Annotated in this window: 14 protein-coding genes; 5 read left to right on the top strand and 9 right to left on the bottom strand. The window is 64.9% G+C overall.

All coding sequences use genetic code 11. The features are described 5' to 3' along the window. Position 1 precedes the first annotated feature (1 nt). On the top strand, positions 2-1,075 hold the full coding sequence (gene waaF, locus ACS3WA_RS10485) for a lipopolysaccharide heptosyltransferase II (protein WP_438278463.1): 1,074 nt from the start codon (positions 2-4) through the stop codon (positions 1,073-1,075). A gap of 38 nt (positions 1,076-1,113) precedes the next feature. On the opposite strand, the gene waaC is transcribed toward waaF, so the two are convergent. After that, positions 1,114-2,079: a lipopolysaccharide heptosyltransferase I gene (gene waaC / locus ACS3WA_RS10480; protein WP_438278462.1), complete on the bottom strand. Its 966-nt coding sequence runs from the start codon at positions 2,077-2,079 to the stop codon at positions 1,114-1,116. A gap of 187 nt (positions 2,080-2,266) precedes the next feature. Between waaC and galE the strand changes: the two genes are divergently transcribed. From galE to ACS3WA_RS10465, 3 genes are all read left to right on the top strand, one after another. Beyond that, positions 2,267-3,277: a UDP-glucose 4-epimerase GalE gene (gene galE / locus ACS3WA_RS10475; protein WP_438278461.1), complete on the top strand. Its 1,011-nt coding sequence runs from the start codon at positions 2,267-2,269 to the stop codon at positions 3,275-3,277. 121 nt (positions 3,278-3,398) lie between these two features. Then, positions 3,399-5,201 carry an ABC transporter ATP-binding protein gene (locus ACS3WA_RS10470; RefSeq protein WP_438278460.1) on the top strand — a complete coding sequence of 601 codons (1,803 nt, stop codon included), beginning with the start codon at positions 3,399-3,401 and terminating at the stop codon, positions 5,199-5,201. 69 nt (positions 5,202-5,270) lie between these two features. Next, the gene (locus ACS3WA_RS10465; RefSeq protein WP_438278459.1) at positions 5,271-5,972 is read left to right on the top strand and encodes a fumarylacetoacetate hydrolase family protein; all 702 of its coding nucleotides are present in this window, start codon (positions 5,271-5,273) and stop codon (positions 5,970-5,972) included. Positions 5,973-5,977: 5 nt separating this feature from the next. Here ACS3WA_RS10465 and ligA read toward each other — a convergent pair whose 3' ends face one another. After that, positions 5,978-8,122 carry an NAD-dependent DNA ligase LigA gene (gene ligA, locus ACS3WA_RS10460; RefSeq protein WP_438278458.1) on the bottom strand — a complete coding sequence of 715 codons (2,145 nt, stop codon included), beginning with the start codon at positions 8,120-8,122 and terminating at the stop codon, positions 5,978-5,980. Between the two features lie 89 nt (positions 8,123-8,211). Between ligA and ACS3WA_RS10455 the strand changes: the two genes are divergently transcribed. After that, positions 8,212-8,496, top strand: a complete 285-nt coding sequence (locus ACS3WA_RS10455; RefSeq protein WP_438278457.1) for a GIY-YIG nuclease family protein — start codon at positions 8,212-8,214, stop codon at positions 8,494-8,496. 164 nt (positions 8,497-8,660) lie between these two features. On the opposite strand, the gene recN is transcribed toward ACS3WA_RS10455, so the two are convergent. From recN to ACS3WA_RS10420, 7 genes are all read right to left on the bottom strand, one after another. Beyond that, complete coding sequence (recN, locus tag ACS3WA_RS10450) at positions 8,661-10,346, bottom strand: DNA repair protein RecN (RefSeq protein WP_438278456.1); 1,686 nt, start codon at positions 10,344-10,346, stop codon at positions 8,661-8,663. 84 nt (positions 10,347-10,430) lie between these two features. Further along, the gene (locus ACS3WA_RS10445; protein WP_438278521.1) at positions 10,431-11,330 is read right to left on the bottom strand and encodes an outer membrane protein assembly factor BamD; all 900 of its coding nucleotides are present in this window, start codon (positions 11,328-11,330) and stop codon (positions 10,431-10,433) included. 4 nt (positions 11,331-11,334) lie between these two features. After that, positions 11,335-11,547, bottom strand: a complete 213-nt coding sequence (locus ACS3WA_RS10440; protein ID WP_438278455.1) for a hypothetical protein — start codon at positions 11,545-11,547, stop codon at positions 11,335-11,337. 186 nt (positions 11,548-11,733) lie between these two features. Next, positions 11,734-12,690 (bottom strand): UDP-3-O-acyl-N-acetylglucosamine deacetylase, encoded by a 957-nt coding sequence (gene lpxC / locus ACS3WA_RS10435; protein ID WP_438278454.1) that lies wholly within the window; start codon positions 12,688-12,690, stop codon positions 11,734-11,736. Positions 12,691-13,029: 339 nt separating this feature from the next. Further along, on the bottom strand, positions 13,030-14,838 hold the full coding sequence (gene ftsZ, locus ACS3WA_RS10430) for a cell division protein FtsZ (protein WP_438278453.1): 1,809 nt from the start codon (positions 14,836-14,838) through the stop codon (positions 13,030-13,032). Between the two features lie 90 nt (positions 14,839-14,928). Further along, positions 14,929-16,251, bottom strand: a complete 1,323-nt coding sequence (gene ftsA, locus ACS3WA_RS10425; RefSeq protein ID WP_438278452.1) for a cell division protein FtsA — start codon at positions 16,249-16,251, stop codon at positions 14,929-14,931. Continuing rightward, complete coding sequence (locus ACS3WA_RS10420; protein ID WP_438278451.1) at positions 16,248-17,267, bottom strand: cell division protein FtsQ/DivIB; 1,020 nt, start codon at positions 17,265-17,267, stop codon at positions 16,248-16,250. Before ACS3WA_RS10420 ends, ftsA begins: the two co-directional genes overlap by 4 nt. Positions 17,268-17,301: the final 34 nt, after the last annotated feature.

The raw sequence follows: 17,301 nt of genomic DNA, 5'->3' as shown, positions 1-17,301 counted from the left end.
TATGAAAACAGATTCACCAGAAGATCTGAAAATTGTCGGCGACGCGGACGACTCGCGCCCTGTTCTGATCGTCCCCTACATGTGGATCGGCGACTTCGTCCGCGGTCACACGGTGGTGCGGGTGCTCAAGCAGCGCTGGCCGAACCGGCCGGTGGATATGCTGGTGACGACGCTGTGCGCGCCGCTGGTCGATTACATGCCGGGCGTGCGTGCCGGCGTGGTCTGGGATCTGCCGCGAAGCCGGCTGGCGTTGAGACAGCAGTGGGGACTGGCTTGCCAGTTGCGCGCGCGGGGATACGGAACCGTCCTTGTCATGCCGCGGACCTGGAAATCGGCCATTGCGCCGGCGCTGGCCGGCATTCCGGAACGGATCGGCTTTGTTGGCGAAGCGCGGTTCGGGCTCCTCAACCGCTGGCGCTGGGGCGAAAGAGCGCTGCCGCGCATGATCGACCGGAAGGCCTCGCTGGCACTTCCCGCCAAGGCGGCACGACCGCCCGAATGGCCCGTGCCGCAGCTTCGCGTTCCCGGCGAGGACGTCATCCGCTGGCGGCAGGCGCAGGGACTGGGATCCGGACCGGCGGTGGCGCTCGCTCCCGGGGCGGTCGGCCCCAGCAAGCGCTGGACTTACTACGCCGAGGCCGCGCGGATGCTGGCCGGGCGCGGCATCGACGTCTGGGTGATCGGCGGCCCGAACGAAAAGGCGATCGCGGCCGGAATCGTGGCAACCGGCGGTTCGCGCGTGCGCGATCTCACGGGCCACGACTTGCGAAACGGCATTCTGGCGATGGCGGCGGCGACGCTCGCGATTTCGAACGACTCCGGCCTGCTGCACGTCGCGGCCGCGATCGGAACCCCCACAATGGGAATTTTCGGTCCGACCAGTCCCTATCACTGGGCGCCTTTGAACGGACTCGCGGCGACGATCCAGACCAAAACGCCGCTGCCGTGCCAGCCGTGCCATCGTCCGGTCTGCACCAGGAACGATCATCGCTGCATGAAAGATATTCCGGCAGCCGAAGTGCTGGCCATCGCGGAACGAGTGCTTGCGGAGGCGGGCGAGCGCGCCACGCCTTGATGCGACCGTGCTTGCGCGCGCGATCGGCGCGACGCGATTCAATTTGAACGGATCACACTCTGATCTAGCAACCGCTCTGCGGCCTCCATCACCTGCCGGGCCGCCGGCGGACCGTTCCTGCCGCCGAGCGCCGCCATGCGACCGCTGCCGACAGGTCCCGTCAGCCCGGGATCGGTGCTGGCATAGATGCCGACGAGCGGCACGCGATACGCCGCGGCAAGATGCATCAGGCCGGTATCGACGCCGACGACCAGCGCCGCATTGCCGATCACCTGCGCGGTCAGATCGAGGCTTTGACGCGGCAGGACGCGACTGCCCGCGATGTCTCGCGACAGCCGTTCCGACAGCAGCCGTTCGGCCTCGCTGCCCCAGGGCAGCACGATCTGCAATCCCTTCGCACTCAGCCACCTGCCCGTTTCGATCCAGTCCTCGGCGCGCCACTCTTTCGCGAATCGCGACGTGCCATGAAGCAACACCGCATAGCGTTGGTCATTAGTCTGCGAAGGGCGGATCAAACCGTAATCGATATTGTCGGGCGGCCGATATCCGAGCGAGAGGCCGGTCAGCATCCTGTTGCGCGTCACGGCGTGCAGATCGCGGCTCACCGTGTGCCTGACGTCGTAGAATCGCGCCGCAAACGGTTCACGAATGCTGCGGCCGTCATAACCGTGGCGCTGGCCGCGCGCGAGGCGCGTCATGATCGCGGAGCGGATCAGGCCCTGGGTATCGATCACCTTGTCGAACGCCTGCCCGCGCAGAAGCGTGCGGAACCGGCCGATCTCGCGCCATGTCGCGCCGGTGGCGAGTTGCGAGCGCCAGCGCCGCGTCGCGACAGTCATGACGTCGGCGACCAGAGGGTGCAATCGCACCAGCGGCGCGAACGTCTCTTCCACCAGCCACGTGATCCGCAGTTCCGGACACGCGCGCGAGGCATCGACGATCGCAGGCATCTGATGCACCACGTCGCCGAGCGAAGATGTCTTGATAATGAGAATGTCGGTCATCGACGCGCAAAGCCGCTCAAGAACATTCGGCTCTCGTTACAGTTTGGCAACCATAATGTCGATTCCCCGGCACGAAGGCCGGGAAAATCGGACCGATCGGCGTCATGCTATACGGCAACTCCACCGGTTTGTGCGAGATATCGGCAAACGCGGGCGAGCCCGCGAGCCTTCGCACAGAGGAGCAGATATGACCGTGCTCGTTACCGGTGGCGCCGGCTATATCGGCAGTCATATGGTTCTCGCGCTGGCCGAGGCCGGTGAAAGCGTCGTCGTGATCGATAATCTCTCCACGGGATTTTCATCGGCGCTGCCGGACGGCGTGCCGCTGTTCATTGGCGATGCAGGCGACGAGAGTCTCGTCGAGAACGTGATCGCCCAGCACGGCATCGAAAGCATCATTCATTTCGCAGGGTCTGTGGTGGTGCCGGAATCGATGCGCGACCCGCTCGCCTACTACCGCAACAACACGATGACGACGCGCAACCTGCTCAACGCCGCCGTCAGATGCGGGATCGGCCGCTTCATCTTCTCCTCGACTGCCGCCGTCTACGGCAATCCCGATCGCATGCCGGTTCCGGAAGAGGCGCCGACCCGGCCGCTCTCGCCTTACGGATCGTCAAAGCTCATGACGGAGATCATGCTGCACGACGTCGCGACCGCGCACCACATGAACTACGTCGTGCTGCGTTACTTCAACGTCGCCGGCGCCGATCCGCTGGCGCGGATCGGCCTGTCGACCGAAGGCGCCACGCATCTGTTGAAAATCGCGGTCGAAGCCGCAACCGGGCAGCGCGCCAAGATCGACGTGTTCGGCACCGACTATCCGACGCCGGACGGAAGCTGCATCCGCGACTTCATCCATGTCAGCGATCTCGCGCAGGCTCATCGCGCCGCGCTGGCGTACCTGCGAACCGGCGGACGTTCGACGACGCTGAACTGCGGGTACGGACGCGGCTATTCCGTTCTGGAAACCATCGGGGCGGTGCGGCGGGTCTGCGGCCGCAACTTCGCGGTTCACTATTCCAAACGCCGCCCGGGCGACATCATGACCATGATCGCCGACACCGGTCGGATTCGTTCGGTGCTCGACTGGACACCTCAATACGACGACCTCGCGACCATCGCCGCGCACGCGCTGTCGTGGGAGGAAAAGCTGGCGCGGCGGCACGTCTCGCAGGCGCTCGCAGCATCGGCCTGATAAACCGGGCAAAACCCGGTTTTGGCTTGAAAAAGACCGCCATTGCGGGCATTGAGTCGGAGGCTTTCGCAACAACCCTGGCGCGCGGGCGACAGCCCACTCACGGCGTCAATGGAACGCGATGACCGAGCTTCCGAAGAAAATCACCGACGATCCCTACGGCGCGGCGATCCTGATCCGCCGCCTGATCACCGAACAGGGCATGGCCTACTGGCGGCGCTACCTCGCCGCATTCGCGCTGATGGCCGTCTCCGCGGCAACGACGGCGTTCTCCGCCTACCTGCTCGGCGAAGTCATCAATCAGGCCTACGTCGACAAGGACGTCCGCAACATTTTCATTCTGTCACTGGTGACGGTCGCCATTTTCGCGCTGAAGGGCGCAGCGACCTATGGCCACTCGGTGATCCTCTCGCAGATCAGCAATGCGATCCTCGCCAACAACCAGCGCCGCCTGTTCGCCAAGCTGATGAGCGAAAGCATCGGCTTCTTCTCGGAGCGGCATTCGTCGGAGTTTCTGGCGCGGCTGACCGCAGGCGCCACCTCGGTAACTCAGGTGCTCAGCCTGCTCATCAACGCTGTCGGCCGCGACCTGCTCTCTCTGGTCGGACTGGTTATTGTGATGGTGACGCAGGATCCCTACATGGCGCTGTTCGGCCTGCTGGTGGCGCCGCCGGCGATGCTGGTGCTGCGCAAGCTGGTGAAGCGCGTCAAGGGACTTGCCCACAACCAGTTCAGCGGCACCACTGATATCATGGAGATCATGCAGGAATCGCTGCAGGGCATCCGTACTGTGAAGGCGTTCACGCTCGAACGGACCATGCGCGAGCGGATCGACGCCAGCATCGCAGCCGTCGAGCAGACCAACAACAAGATGGCGCGGGTCTCGAACCGCGCCAGTCCGCTGATGGAAACGCTCGGCGGTTTCGCCATCGCGGGCGGGCTGATGTATGGCGGCTATCGCGTCGTCGCCATGGGCGCGACGCCCGGTCAGTTCTTTTCGTTCCTTACCGCCTTCCTGCTGGCCTATGAGCCGGCCAAGCGGCTGGCGCGCCTCAACATCGAGCTCAACAGCAGCCTGATCGGCGCGCGCAAACTGCTGGAGATCGTCGACAGCCCCGCCAGCGAGCCCGACGACAGTGACAAGCCGGCGCTGAAACTGACGGTCGCCCGCGTCGAACTGCGCGACGTCAGCTTCGCTTATCGCGCGGACGAGCCGGTGCTTAACCGCATGAGTTTCGTCGCCGAGCCGGGCAGGATGACCGCGCTGGTCGGCCCGTCAGGCGGCGGCAAATCCACCGTGCTGGCGCTGCTGTTGCGGTTGTACGAGGTGAGCGATGGCGCGATCCTGATCGACGATCAGGCCATTTCCGCCGTGTCGCGAACATCGCTGCGCCAGCAGACCGCCTATGTCGGACAGGACGTCTACCTGTTCCGCGCCACCATCCGCGAGAACATCGCGTTCGGCCGCCCCGGCGCCACCGAGGACGAGATCGTCGCCGCGGCGAAGGCCGCCTGCGCTCACGACTTCATCATGAGCTTTCCGCTCGGCTACGATACACCCGTGGGCGAGCACGGAACTCAACTCTCCGGCGGACAGCGCCAGCGGATCGCGGTGGCGCGCGCGCTGATCAAGGACGCACCGATCATCCTGCTCGACGAAGCCACCGCCGCGCTCGATTCCGAATCCGAAAAGCAGGTGCAGGAAGCGATCGAGCGGCTCTGCCGGAATCGCACCACGATCGTGATCGCGCACCGCCTGCACACCATCATGCACGCCGACGCGATCCTCGTGGTCGAAGGCGGCGAGATCGTCGAGCGCGGCCGCCACGACGAGTTGCTGCGACGTGGCGGGCGCTACGCCTCGTTCTTTCGCCTGCAGCATCGCGACGCGCCGGCTCTGGCTCCTCTCAGCGCATCGGCGTAAGCTGTACCCGCTTGCCACAGGCAGCGGGCGATTCCGGCGCATAGCCTGCGAACGAGCGCGGAGAGCCGCATGAATGTAGCGTCCTTTGTGATTCCACAGCCGCCGCAACCGGCCATCGCCGTCGCGGGCGAAGGCGGATTTTTTCCGGTCCGCCGCATCTGGTGCGTCGGCCGCAACTATCTCGATCACGTCCGCGAGATGGGCAACGACGAACGCACACCGCCGTTCTTCTTCGCCAAACACGCCGACATGGTCGAGGCCGACGGCGCGGTCATCCCCTACCCGCCGCTGACCAGCGACCTGCATCACGAGGTCGAACTGGTGGTCGCGATGAAGAGTGGGGCCTTGCGCATTCCCGCCGACAGAGCGCTCGACCACGTCTACGGCTACGCCGTCGGCATCGACCTTACGCGGCGCGACCTGCAGAACGCGGCGCGCAAGAAGGAACAGCCCTGGGAGATCGCAAAATCGTTCGATCACTCCGCACCTTGCGGCGCGCTGCAACCCGCAGCGAGGATCGGTCATCCGACGAAGGGACGCATCTGGCTTTCGGTTAACGGCAGCGAGCGACAGTCCGGCGATCTCGCGCAGATGATCTGGAACGTGCCGGAGATCATCGCGCAGCTTTCGCAGCAGGTCGCGCTGGACGCCGGCGACATCATCATGACCGGAACGCCCGCCGGCGTCTCCCGGCTTCAGCCGGGCGACAGGATCGAATGCGGCTGCGACGGCGTCGGCACGCTGGCAGTGACGATCGGCCCCCCGACCTGACGGTTTCACCTCTCGATCAGGTCGAGCCACTCGTCTTCGGAAATCACCTTCACACCCAGCTTCTCGGCCTCCTTGAGCTTCGAGCCGGCGCCGGGACCGGCGACGACGAGATCGGTCTTCTTCGACACCGAGCCCGAGACTTTCGCGCCCATGCGCTCGGCCGAGGCCTTGGCCTCGTCGCGGGTGAATTTTTCCAGCGAGCCGGTGAAAACCACGGTCTTGCCGGCCACCGCGGAGTCGCTGCGCGCCTGCGCGACCGGCAGCACCTCGATCTCCTGGAGCAGATCGTCGAGCGCCTTGACGTTGCGCTTCTCGGCGAAGAACTCGACCACCGCGTCGGCGACGATCTCGCCGATGCCGCCGATGTTGTTCAGATCGGCATAGGCCTCGGAGTCGTTGCCCGCTTCCGTCTGCGCTTTGGCGGCTTCCGTCATGGCGCTGAGAAAATTTTCCATGCTGCCATAATGCCGCGCCAGCAGCTTGGCGTTGCCCTCACCGACATGGCGGATGCCGAGCGCGAAGATCAGGCGATTGAGTTCGATCCTGCGGCGCGCATCGATCGCGGCGAACAGGTTGCGCACCGAGACCTCGCCATAGCCTTCAATCTCTTCGAGCTTGAGTTTGCCATTGCGCTCCTTGAGCTGAAAGATATCGGCGGGCTCCTTGATCCAGCCCCGCTCGTGGAATTCCTGGATCTGCTTTTCACCGAGGCCGTCGATGTCGAAAGCGAGACGCGAGACGAAATGCTTGAGCCGCTCCACCGCCTGCGCCGGGCAGATCAGCGCACCGGTGCAGCGGCGCACCGCCTCACCCTCCTCGCGCACGGCGTGGCTGCCGCAGATCGGGCACTTGTGAGGAAAAACGTAAGGCTGAGCGCTCTTCGGCCGCTTGTCGATGGCGACGCTGACCACCTGCGGGATCACGTCACCGGCACGCTGCACCACCACGGTGTCACCGATGCGCAGATCAACGCCATCTCGGATCGGTTGCCCGTCGTTGCCGATGCCTTTGATGTAGTCCTCATTGTGCAGCGTCGCGTTCTGCACCACGACGCCGCCGACGGTGACCGGCTCGAGCCGCGCCACTGGTGTCATCGCGCCGGTACGACCGACCTGGATGTCGATGCCCTTGAGAATCGTGGTGGCCTGCTCGGCGGCGAACTTGTGCGCGATCGCCCAGCGCGGGCTTCGCGACACGAAGCCGAGGCGTTCCTGCCAGTCGAGCCGGTCCACCTTGTAGACCACGCCGTCGATGTCGTAGCCAAGCGTGGCGCGCTGCTCGCCGATCTTGCGATAAAACGCCAGCACCTCATCGACGCTGTGGCACAATTCGATCAGCGGATTGACAACGAAGCCCGCCTTCTCCAGCCACGCCAGCATGCCATGTTGGGTATCGGCAGGGCGATCCGTCATCTCGCCCCAGGCATAGGCGAAGAACTTCAGCGGACGCGAGGCGGTGATCGCGACGTCCTTCTGCCGCAGCGAGCCCGCGGCCGAATTACGCGGATTGGCGAACACGGTGTCGTCGGCCTCCTCCTGCTTCCTGTTCAGCGCGAGAAAATCTTTTTTCAGCATGTAGACTTCGCCGCGCAACTCGCAGGCGGCGGGAATGTCGCGGCCCTTCAGCCGGTGCGGCACATCCTTGATGGTGCGCACATTGGCGGTGACGTCCTCGCCAGTGAAGCCGTCGCCGCGCGTGGCCGCACGCACCAGTTCGCCGTGTTCGTAACGAAGCGATAGCGACAGTCCGTCGATCTTTGGCTCCGCGACGATGGCGGGAAATTCGTCCGCACTGAGTTTCAGGAAACGGCGGATGCGTTCGACAAACTCCGCGACCTCCTCGTCGCTGAAGGCGTTGCCGAGCGACAGCATCGGCACCACATGCTGCACTTTCGCAAAACCGCGCGCGGGCGCGGCACCAATGGTCTGTGTCGGCGAACTCGCGGTAACGAGTTCGGGAAAGCGCGCCTCGATCGCTTCGAGCCGCTGCCGCAGCGCGTCATAGGCGGCGTCGGAAATCGTCGGCGCGTCCTTCTGGTAGTAGCGCGCGTTATGCGCCTCGATTTCCAGCGCAAGCCGCTTGTGCTCGACCTTCGCCTTCGCACGGGTGAGAGAGGCGATGGCGGGAGCGTCCTTGGGTTTTGACGACATCTGGGCATCCGAACTCTTGCGGATTAGTCTTAGTCATTCCGGGGCGCGAGCGGAAGCGCGCGAACCCGGAATCCAGTCAAGGGCAACGGATGTTCTACGTGTATCTTCTGGCGAGCCGTAAACAGGGAACGCTCTACCTTGGGGTAACGAAGGACCTGGTCCGTCGAACCCATCAACACAGCGAGAAACTGCTTCCAGGATTCTCGTCGCGTTATGATATTCGCAGACTGGTCTGGTTCGAGACGTACGATGACCCAGTCACCGCGATCGAACGCGAAAAGGAAATCAAGAAATGGCGGCGCGCTTGGAAGATCGGGTTGATTGAGAAGGACAATCCCGACTGGAGAGACCTTTATTCTGAAATTGTTCGTTGATGTTATGGCCGGATTCCGGGTTCGCGTCTGCGACGCGCCCCGGAATGACGGAATAACTGATAGCGCCGGGATGGTCACGCGAGAGACCAGACCAAAAATCGCACCATTGGTTACGCGCCGAGGAAGGTAATAGCGGTCGGATTCCTCTCGCTATGCTTGCGATACTATCCCGCCGCTTTCAACAGCCGTTCCGCAGCCGCGCGGGCCTCCGCCGTGATCTCCGCGCCTGCGAGCATCCGCGCGATCTCCTCGCGGCGGTGATCCTCCGCCAGCGTTGCGACGCGGGTAGCGACGCGCTTGCCGCGATCGAGCGCGTCCTTCGAGATCAGCAGATGCTGGTCAGCGCGCACCGCAACCTGCGGCGCGTGCGTCACCGCCATCACCTGCACCTTGCAGGCCAAGCGCGCCAGCCGCGCGCCGATGGCGTCCGCCACCGCGCCGCCGACTCCGGTGTCGATCTCGTCGAACACCAGCGTCGGCGCCGAGCCCTTGTCGGACAGCACCACCTTCAGCGCCAGCAGGAAGCGCGACAGTTCGCCGCCGGAGGCGACCTTCATCAGCGGCCCCGGCCGGGTGCCGGGATTGGTCTGAACCCAGAACTCGACGCGATCGAAGCCTTGCGGTCCCACTGATGCCGGATCCGACTCGACCTGCGTGGAGAATGTCGCGCGCTCCAGCTTCAGCGGCGCAAGCTCGGCATTGACCGCCTTGTCGAGTTTTTCCGCGGCCTTGATGCGCGCGGCGGACAACTTCGCGGCGGCGGCCGCATAGCGCTTGTCGGCCTCGGCAACCTGCTTCTCCAGCACGACCAGCCGCTCCGCACCGGCGTCGATCAGCGCGACGTCGTTGACGAATCTGGCGGCAAGCGCCGCGAGCCCATCCACCGGCGTCGCATATTTGCGCGACGCCGCGCGCAGCGCGAACAGCCGTTCCTCGATGCGCTCCAGTTCAGCCGGGTCGAAATCGGCGGCGGCAAGCGCCGCGGCGAGATGCTGGTCGGCGTCCTCCAGCGCGTTGATCGCCGCGTCGATGGACCTGACCGCCGGCTCGACCAGGCTCGGCGAATTCGCGGCGCGGCGTTCCAGCCGCCGCACCGCCGCCGCCAGCACGCTGACCGGCGAACGATTGCCGCTGACGGCATCCTGAGCCTCGCGCAAGTCGGCAGCGATCTTTTCGCCGGCCATCATGGCGGCGCGGCGCTCGGCCAGCGCGGTTTCCTCGCCATCCTGAGGCGCGAGTTGCCTTAGCTCATCGGACGCATGACGCAGATAATCAGCCTCACGCGCTGCGCGCTCCACGCAGGCGCGGTGATCGTCGAGCGCGGCGCGGGCAGCACGACGGGCCTCCCACAGCACCTCCAGCGCGGCGGCATCATTCTCCAGCCCGGCAAAGGCATCGAGCAACCGCCGATGAGAGGAGGCATCGACCAGCGCCCGCTCGTCGTGCTGACCGTGAATTTCCACCAGCGCCGCGCCCACCGCTTTCAGGGTCTGCACGCTGATCGCCTGATCGTTGATGAAGGCGCGGGTACGGCCGTCGGCGAGTTGGACCCGGCGCAGGATCATCTCGCCCGAATCTTCCGACACCGCACCGTCGATGCCGTTGGCGGCGAGAATGGCGGCAGCCGGGTGATTTTTCGGAATATCGAAGGTCGCGGTGACCTGTCCCTGCTCCGCACCGTGGCGGACCAGTCCGGCGTCGCCGCGGCCGCCGAGCGCCAGCGCGAAGGCATCGAGCAGAATGGATTTTCCCGCACCGGTTTCGCCGGTCAGCACCGCAAGGCCGGAGGCGAACTCGATATCGAGCCGCTCGATCAGGACGATGTCGCGGATCGAAAGGCGCGCAAGCATCGGAGGCTGGTTCCTGCCATGGGTGTCGCTGACGGGTTCGCAGAGACGCGTGGCGTGGAGTCTAGCGAAGTTCGGACCAGGGCACTAGCCGAGCCCCATCTTCTTGAACGCCTTGCTGATCCACGAGCCCCGATTCTCGCTCGGCTCGGCCCCGCCCGACTTCACGAGATTGTAGGCGTCCTTGTACCAGCGGCTGTCCGGAAAATTGTGGCCGAGCACGGCGGCGGCGGTCTGCGCCTCGCCGACGATGCCGATCGCCATATAGGCTTCGGTCAGCCGCGCCAGCGCCTCCTCGACGTGCCGCGTGGTCTGATAGCGGGTCACCACGGTCTTGAAGCGATTGATGGCGCCGGTGTAGTCCCGCCGCTCCATGTAGTAGCGGCCGATCGCCATTTCCTTGCCGGCGAGCTGGTCGCGCGCGCCCTCAAGCTTCTTCTTGGCTTCACCGGCATATTCGGACGTCGGATATTTGCGGATAACTTCTTCGAGCGAGTTCATCGCCTTTTCGGTCCGGGCCTGGTCGCGCGAGACATCCGGAATCTGATCGTAGTTCGAGGCGGCGATCAGGTATTGCGCATAGGCGGCGTCGGGGCTGCCAGGATGCAGCGTGACATAGCGCGAGGCGGAGCCGATGCAGGTGTCGTAGTCGCCGGCCTGATAAGAGGCATAGGCCGACATCAGCAGCGACTTCCGCGCCCATTCCGAATACGGATGCTCGCGGTCGACCTCGTCGAACTTCTTCGTCGCTCCCTTGAGATCCTTGCTGTTGTTCATCAGGAACAAGCCCTCGTTATAGAGCTTGTCCGCCGGTTCATCGCTGAACGTCTGCTCGTCCTTCGCCAGGAACTTGTCCCACAGCGCGCCCGTCCCGCAGCCGCTCAGGGTCGTCCCCAAAACCACGAGACCGGCGACGAGCCGCAGGTTGCGGCTGAGCCGGTCGAGGCGAACTATGCGATTCGTCAACGCGATCCGTCCGAGCGCCATACGCTTAGCCAACATCGATGAAAACCTGACGTCCGTGATGCGGTGACCCCGGCACCACCCGGAACAGGCGGGTAAACCGGTTCCCAATTTTCGGGATCATGCTCCAGGTTTGCGTTTTGATGGAAACACCATGTTCCGTCATGGCCGGGTTGGTCCCCGCCATCCACGTCTTTGCCTGAAACTCCAAAGACATGGATGCCCGAATAAAGCCGAGCATGACGGCTGCTGATTCCGCCCAAAAGCAAATCTACTCTAACCAATCGGGTACGCAGCTATTTCGCCCGGATTAAGGCGAAACGCCGGACCGCACAACGCTCCGGGCTTGCGAGATAACGGCTCCAGCAACTCGCAAAGCGACAGAACAAAAGCGAGACGCATGGGGCAGAACGCCGTGTCCTGCCGATCAGGACACGTTGGGGCCATAGGCCGCAGCCATGCCGCCCACCATTCCGCCGACCGTTTCGCTCTGAGTGCGCGGACGCGACGCCCGCTGGCCCTCGACCACCCGCCATGCGGTCCGATCGGCCATCATGGCCGTGAGCACCGCATGGTTGAGCTTGTGGCCGCCGCGCACCGAGCGATAGCCACCGATCAGCGGCAGCCCCGCGAGCGCAAGATCGCCGATCACATCGAGAACCTTATGCCGCGCGCACTCGTCGGCATAGCGCAGGCCTTCGGCATTCAGCAGGCGCTCGTCGTCGAACACCATGGAGTTTTCGAAGGACGCGCCGCGGGCAAAGCCCGCGCTCCGGAGTTTCTCGACATCGTTCATGCAGCCGAAGGTGCGGGCGCGGCTGATTTCGCGGCGAAAGCTTTCGGGATTGAGGTCGAGCGCATAATCCTGATGACCGATCACCGGATTGACGAAATCGATCTCGACTTCGATGCGGAAACCGCGTGCGTGGGGTTGCAGTTCGCCGTAGGCGTCGCCCCTCTGCACCCGCACCGGCTTCAATATCTGAATGAAGCGGCGCGCCGCGGACTGCTCGACAATGCCGGCCTGATCGATCGCAGCAACGAACGCGGCCGAGCTGCCGTCCATGATCGGCACTTCGGGGCCATCGATTTCGATGGTGGCGTTGTCGACCCCGAGGCCCCGCAGCGCAGCAAGAACGTGTTCGGCGGTGGACACCAGAGGGCCCTGCTGGTCCCCCAGCACCGTGGCCAGTTCAGTCGAGGTGACGGATTTTGCGATGGCGCGGACGCGCCGGTCGTCTCCGTCAGCGCCGCTCCTGACAAAAATAAAACCTGCGTCGATGGAGGCAGGTCCTAGGGTCAGACTGACCGCTGACCCGGAATGAACGCCGACACCCGTGACGGTGGCTCGCGAACGAAGCGTCGTCTGGCGGTTGAATTTCATTACCCGTGCCCAAGTGACTCATTCGCGAATGCCGAAGTCGTGCCTGGAAGGCAGCGAATCGATTCGTGATCCCCAAAGTCACCGCTAAAACATACCGGTTGCCCCAAAGAGCGCCAATTCACGCTTCTTTACCAATTGTTACCCCATCTCCGCCGCAATCACGCCTCCGGTTGACCAAATTTGCTGCCGCCGGCACGACCCTAAAGCGAAACATGAGGTTGATAATTTTTCGTTAGATTTTAATCGCTTGTCGAGAAGGGCTGAAATATCCGATTAAGCAAAACAGGGAGCTTCGGCACTGCTCCGCCGAAGCTCCCTAAGGTTCGATTGTTACAGCCCTCAGTTGGCTTGCCGCCGCAGAAAAGCGGGGATATCGAGGTGGTCGTCCCCCTGCGGCGCCGGTACAGGCGCCGGGCGGCCGTGCGAGTCGAGCCCCTGGGGCGCCGGGCGTCTTGCATACTCCGATACCGGCTCGTTGGCCATCTGCTCGGCTACGCTGCGCTGCGGCCGACGCTCCGGCAGAGGCGGCATCGGCGCCATGGCCGGCCCGGAGGCGCGGGCAGCGATCGGCGGCTCGTCCTGGTCGCGGCGGCCCAGGCTGACATTGGCGAGGCGCTGCAACAGCGATAGCCGGCTCTTTTGCGGATGGTCCCCCTCGGTCTCGCCCCTCGCCTGCCGGATCTCGTTTTGCGCGGGCATCGGCAGTTCCTCGATCCTCGGCATCCGCGGTGCGCGCAGCGGTGCGCGCTCGGCCGGCTGCGGGATGAAGTTCTCCGGCGGCGGCTCATGGTTCTCACGCGGCGCGGGGTCGTGATCCGGAAACAGCGTCGGCTTTTGTGCGATCGGCCGGACGGTGACGTCGCCGTAGGACGCCGGCTGCATCGCCGGAGCGGCCAGCGGCATCGGCTCGGCGACGGCCGCGGCAATGGCCTCAAGCGCCGCACGCTCGACGGTGGGACCGGGGGCGGCGGGCTGCGCCGCCGGAGGAGCGGCCTGCACCAACGGGCGCGGCTGCTCGGCGGCCTTCTGCGTCTGGGCAGCGGCCAGAGCGGCCTGGCGCTTCTGGTCCTCGCGCAGCTTCGCGCTCAGATCGGCGATACGGGTATCATTTGCGGTCGTCGTTGGCGGAGTGGGCGAAATCGGCTTCGCGGCCGGCGTGGCGGCTGCGGTGCGCGCGATCGTGCTCTGGTCGATGCCGGTTGCCACCACCGACACGCGGATGATGCCGTCAAGGCTCTCATCGAAGGTCGCGCCGACGATGATGTTCGCGTCCTGATCGACCTCCTCGCGGATGCGGGTGGCGGCCTCGTCGACCTCGAACAGCGTCAGGTCCTTGCCGCCGGTGATCGAGATCAGAAGGCCGCGCGCGCCCTTCATCGACGAGTCGTCGATCAGCGGGTTGGCGATCGCGGCTTCGGCGGCGGTGAGCGCGCGCTTCTCGCCGGAGGCCTCGCCGGTGCCCATCATCGCCTTACCCATCTCGCGCATCACCGCGCGGACGTCGGCGAAGTCGAGATTGATCAGCCCTTCCTTCACCATCAGATCGGTGATGCAGGCGACGCCCGAATAGAGCACCTGATCGGCCATCGCGAAGGCGTCGGCGAAGGTGGTCTTCTCATTGGCGACCCGGAACAGATTCTGGTTCGGGATGATCAGCAGCGTATCGACCACCTTGTGCAGTTCACCGATTCCTGAATCGGCGGTGCGCATGCGACGTTGGCCTTCGAAGTGGAACGGCTTGGTGACAACGCCGACGGTCAGGATCCCCATCTCGCGCGCGGCCTTGGCGATCACCGGCGCGGCTCCCGTACCGGTGCCGCCGCCCATTCCGGCGGTGACGAACACCATGTTCGCGCCCGAGAGATGATCGCGGATCTCGTCGATGACCTCCTGCGCCGCCGCCGCGCCGACGTCCGGCTGCGAGCCGGCGCCGAGACCCTGAGTGACCTGCGTGCCCATCTGGATGATGCGCTGCGCCTTCGACATGGTCAGCGCCTGCGCATCGGTGTTGGCAACCACGAAATCGACACCCTGCAAGCCGGCGGTGATCATGTTGTTGACCGCGTTGCCGCCAGCGCCGCCGACGCCGAATACGGTGATCCGCGGCTTCAGCTCGTGAATGTCGGGAACATTGAGATTGATGGTCATGGTTGCCTCTCGATTACGCGCGCGGTGTCGCTGTGCCAGCGGTCGTCGACCGTGGGAGTTGATGGAATCTGCAAATCGGCGGAAAATTCATCAGAAGCCCTCCCGGAGCCATCGTCCGACCTTTCCGAAGTATCCGTTCGTCCCTGTGCGAAGTTCCCGCGTGTGCCGCGGCTCGACATGTTCGAGATGTGCGTATTGCGGATACACCAGCAGGCCGGTGGGAACCGCGAAGGACGCGCTCTTGGCCTCGTGGGGCAGCCGGCCGAAGCCAAGCGGACGGCCGATGCGGACCGGACGGCGGAGGATACGCGTTGCGAGTTCGGGAACGCCGGTGAGCTGCGACGCGCCGCCGCTCAGCACAACCCGCGCGCGCGGCTCGGCGGCAAAGGGGGAATCCGCGAGCCGGTCCCTGACCATCTCAAAAATCTCCTCGACGCGCTGACGAACGATGTTGGCGATTGTCGCGCGCGATACGACCTGAGGCGCGTCGCTGTCGCTGTCTCCGGCTGCCGGAACCGTCATCAGTTCGCGGACGTCGGAACCGCCCGTCAGCACCGTGCCATATAACGTCTTGATTCGCTCGGCATCCGCAATGCACGCGCCCAGCCCGCGGGCGAGATCCATCGTGACGTGATGGCCGCCGATGGCAAAACCGCTGGCATGAACGAAGCGGCCGGCCGAATAAATCGCGATCGTGGTCGTTCCGGCTCCCATCTCCACCACCGCGGCACCGAGATCGGCTTCATCGTCGGTCAGAACCGACAGCCCCGCCACATAGGAGCTAGCCGCCATCGCTTCCACGGTGAGGTGACAACGCTCGACCGCCAGCATCAGGTTTTTCGCGACCGTCGCCTCCGCGGTCACCACGTTCATGTCGACGCCGAACCGGCGAGCCACCATGCCGCGGGGATCGCGGATGCCTTTTACGCCGTCGAGCGAATAGCCGACCGGCAGCGCATGGAGCACGGTGCGTCCCGGGGCGGTGGCGTGGCGCATGCCGGTCGAGGTGACGCGGCTGACGTCGGCCGGGCTGACCGCACCGCCCTGGATGTGGGACGCCGCTTCGATCAACTGGCCCTGCAGCCGTCCGGCCGAGACCGGCAAGAGCACCGATTCGACCCGGACCTTGGCCATCTGCTCGGCGAGCGACACGGCCTGGCGCACCGCCTGCTCGCATTGGGCGAGATCGGCCACCGCGCCGGCCTTCATGCCGCGCGACTGGATCTGGCTGTAGCCGATCAGTTCGACCGAATGGGTTCGTCCGCGCAGAGCTTCGTTCGGCGCGCTCGGCTTCAGCCGCGCGATCAGGCAGGCGATCTTGCTGGTGCCGATGTCCAGCGACGCCACCAGCGCGCTGCGATTGTGCTGCATCGGCCGCGTTTTCGGGGTCTGATTGCGGTCGAGGCCGGTCATGCGCTGCCGGCCTTCTTGCTGGATTTCTTGAACTGCTCTTCGCGCGCCTTCGCGGCCTCTTCCGAAAGCCGCACGGTCATGCGGTCGGGCAGCCGCATGTCGATGGCGGTGATGTCGCGCGACAGCAGCTTGTCTTCCATATCGTATTTCACCAGCGCAGCGAGCGCGCGGCCGACGTCGGTCTCCGGAAGGCGGATATCGAGGCCGTCCTTGAGGCGCAGATTCCAGCGCCGTTCGCCGACCAGGATCGCAGCCTTGAGCTGGTTGTTGACCACCGGGTATTGCGCGACCAGGGCGAGGAAATCTTTGGCGCGGGTTTCCGCCCCCTTGCCGACCACGAGCGGCAGCGAGGCGAAGCGGCGGGTGACGTAGGGCTCGAGCACGACACCGTCATCCGCGATCACCGACAGCTTGCCGTCCTCCTGCCACAATGCGAAGGGACGGCGCTCGGTGATGTCGATCTGCAACGCGCCGGGATAAAGTTTCAGCACGGTCGCGTCCGCGATCCACGGATCGCCTTTCAGGCTGTCGCGCACGCCGGCCGCATCGAGGAACAACAGCGAGGAACGGCCATTGACGCCGCCGACAGCCAACACCTCGTCCTGCGTCAGTTGCTTGCGGCCGTTGACGGTGACCGAACTGATGCGGAAGCCCGCGGCATTGGCGAGTGCATTGCGCGCGTCGCTCAAAGCGCCGATCGCCGCGTCAACATGCCCGCCTGCGATGATGCCGAGCGCCGCGCTGCCGCCGAGGACGGTTACGGTCAGCGCCATGCCGAGCCGGCGCGGAACATAGCGCTCCAGAAAGGCAATCGCGCGGTTGGGATTCCTGGCGCGCGCATCGAGGCGATCCGCCCGGGCGCGCTTCAGCTTCGCGACCTGCTCGCGCAGCAAAATAACCGCGCCGCTGGCGGCAAGCCTGATCAGGTCGGCCTGCTTCAGCAAGCCGGACCCCGTCAGGCCAGATATGGACCCCGGCGATCTCAACGATCGATCGAGACGTCCTCCACCCTTCATCGCGCGCGCTCGTCAACGTTTCGCCCGGCACCGC

The sequence above is a fragment of the Nitrobacter sp. genome (genome assembly GCF_051535235.1).
Classification (GTDB): Bacteria; Pseudomonadota; Alphaproteobacteria; order Rhizobiales; family Xanthobacteraceae; genus Nitrobacter.
This window is presented reverse-complemented; position numbering and strand designations above follow the sequence as displayed.

Excerpts from the sequence above, each read along its gene's own strand:
- waaF (WP_438278463.1), top strand. The coding sequence starts at position 2 with ATGAAAACAGATTCACCAGAAGATCTGAAAATTGTCGGCGACGCGGAC.
- ACS3WA_RS10440 (WP_438278455.1), bottom strand. The coding sequence starts at position 11,547 with ATGCTCGGCTTTATTCGGGCATCCATGTCTTTGGAGTTTCAGGCAAAG.
- ACS3WA_RS10465 (WP_438278459.1), top strand. The coding sequence starts at position 5,271 with ATGAATGTAGCGTCCTTTGTGATTCCACAGCCGCCGCAACCGGCCATC.
- ACS3WA_RS10470 (WP_438278460.1), top strand. The coding sequence starts at position 3,399 with ATGACCGAGCTTCCGAAGAAAATCACCGACGATCCCTACGGCGCGGCG.
- ftsZ (WP_438278453.1), bottom strand. The coding sequence starts at position 14,838 with ATGACCATCAATCTCAATGTTCCCGACATTCACGAGCTGAAGCCGCGG.
- ftsA (WP_438278452.1), bottom strand. The coding sequence starts at position 16,251 with ATGACCGGCCTCGACCGCAATCAGACCCCGAAAACGCGGCCGATGCAG.
- ACS3WA_RS10420 (WP_438278451.1), bottom strand. The coding sequence starts at position 17,267 with ATGAAGGGTGGAGGACGTCTCGATCGATCGTTGAGATCGCCGGGGTCC.
- ACS3WA_RS10455 (WP_438278457.1), top strand. The coding sequence starts at position 8,212 with ATGTTCTACGTGTATCTTCTGGCGAGCCGTAAACAGGGAACGCTCTAC.
- waaC (WP_438278462.1), bottom strand. The coding sequence starts at position 2,079 with ATGACCGACATTCTCATTATCAAGACATCTTCGCTCGGCGACGTGGTG.
- lpxC (WP_438278454.1), bottom strand. The coding sequence starts at position 12,690 with ATGAAATTCAACCGCCAGACGACGCTTCGTTCGCGAGCCACCGTCACG.
- galE (WP_438278461.1), top strand. The coding sequence starts at position 2,267 with ATGACCGTGCTCGTTACCGGTGGCGCCGGCTATATCGGCAGTCATATG.
- ACS3WA_RS10445 (WP_438278521.1), bottom strand. The coding sequence starts at position 11,330 with ATGGCGCTCGGACGGATCGCGTTGACGAATCGCATAGTTCGCCTCGAC.
- ligA (WP_438278458.1), bottom strand. The coding sequence starts at position 8,122 with ATGTCGTCAAAACCCAAGGACGCTCCCGCCATCGCCTCTCTCACCCGT.
- recN (WP_438278456.1), bottom strand. The coding sequence starts at position 10,346 with ATGCTTGCGCGCCTTTCGATCCGCGACATCGTCCTGATCGAGCGGCTC.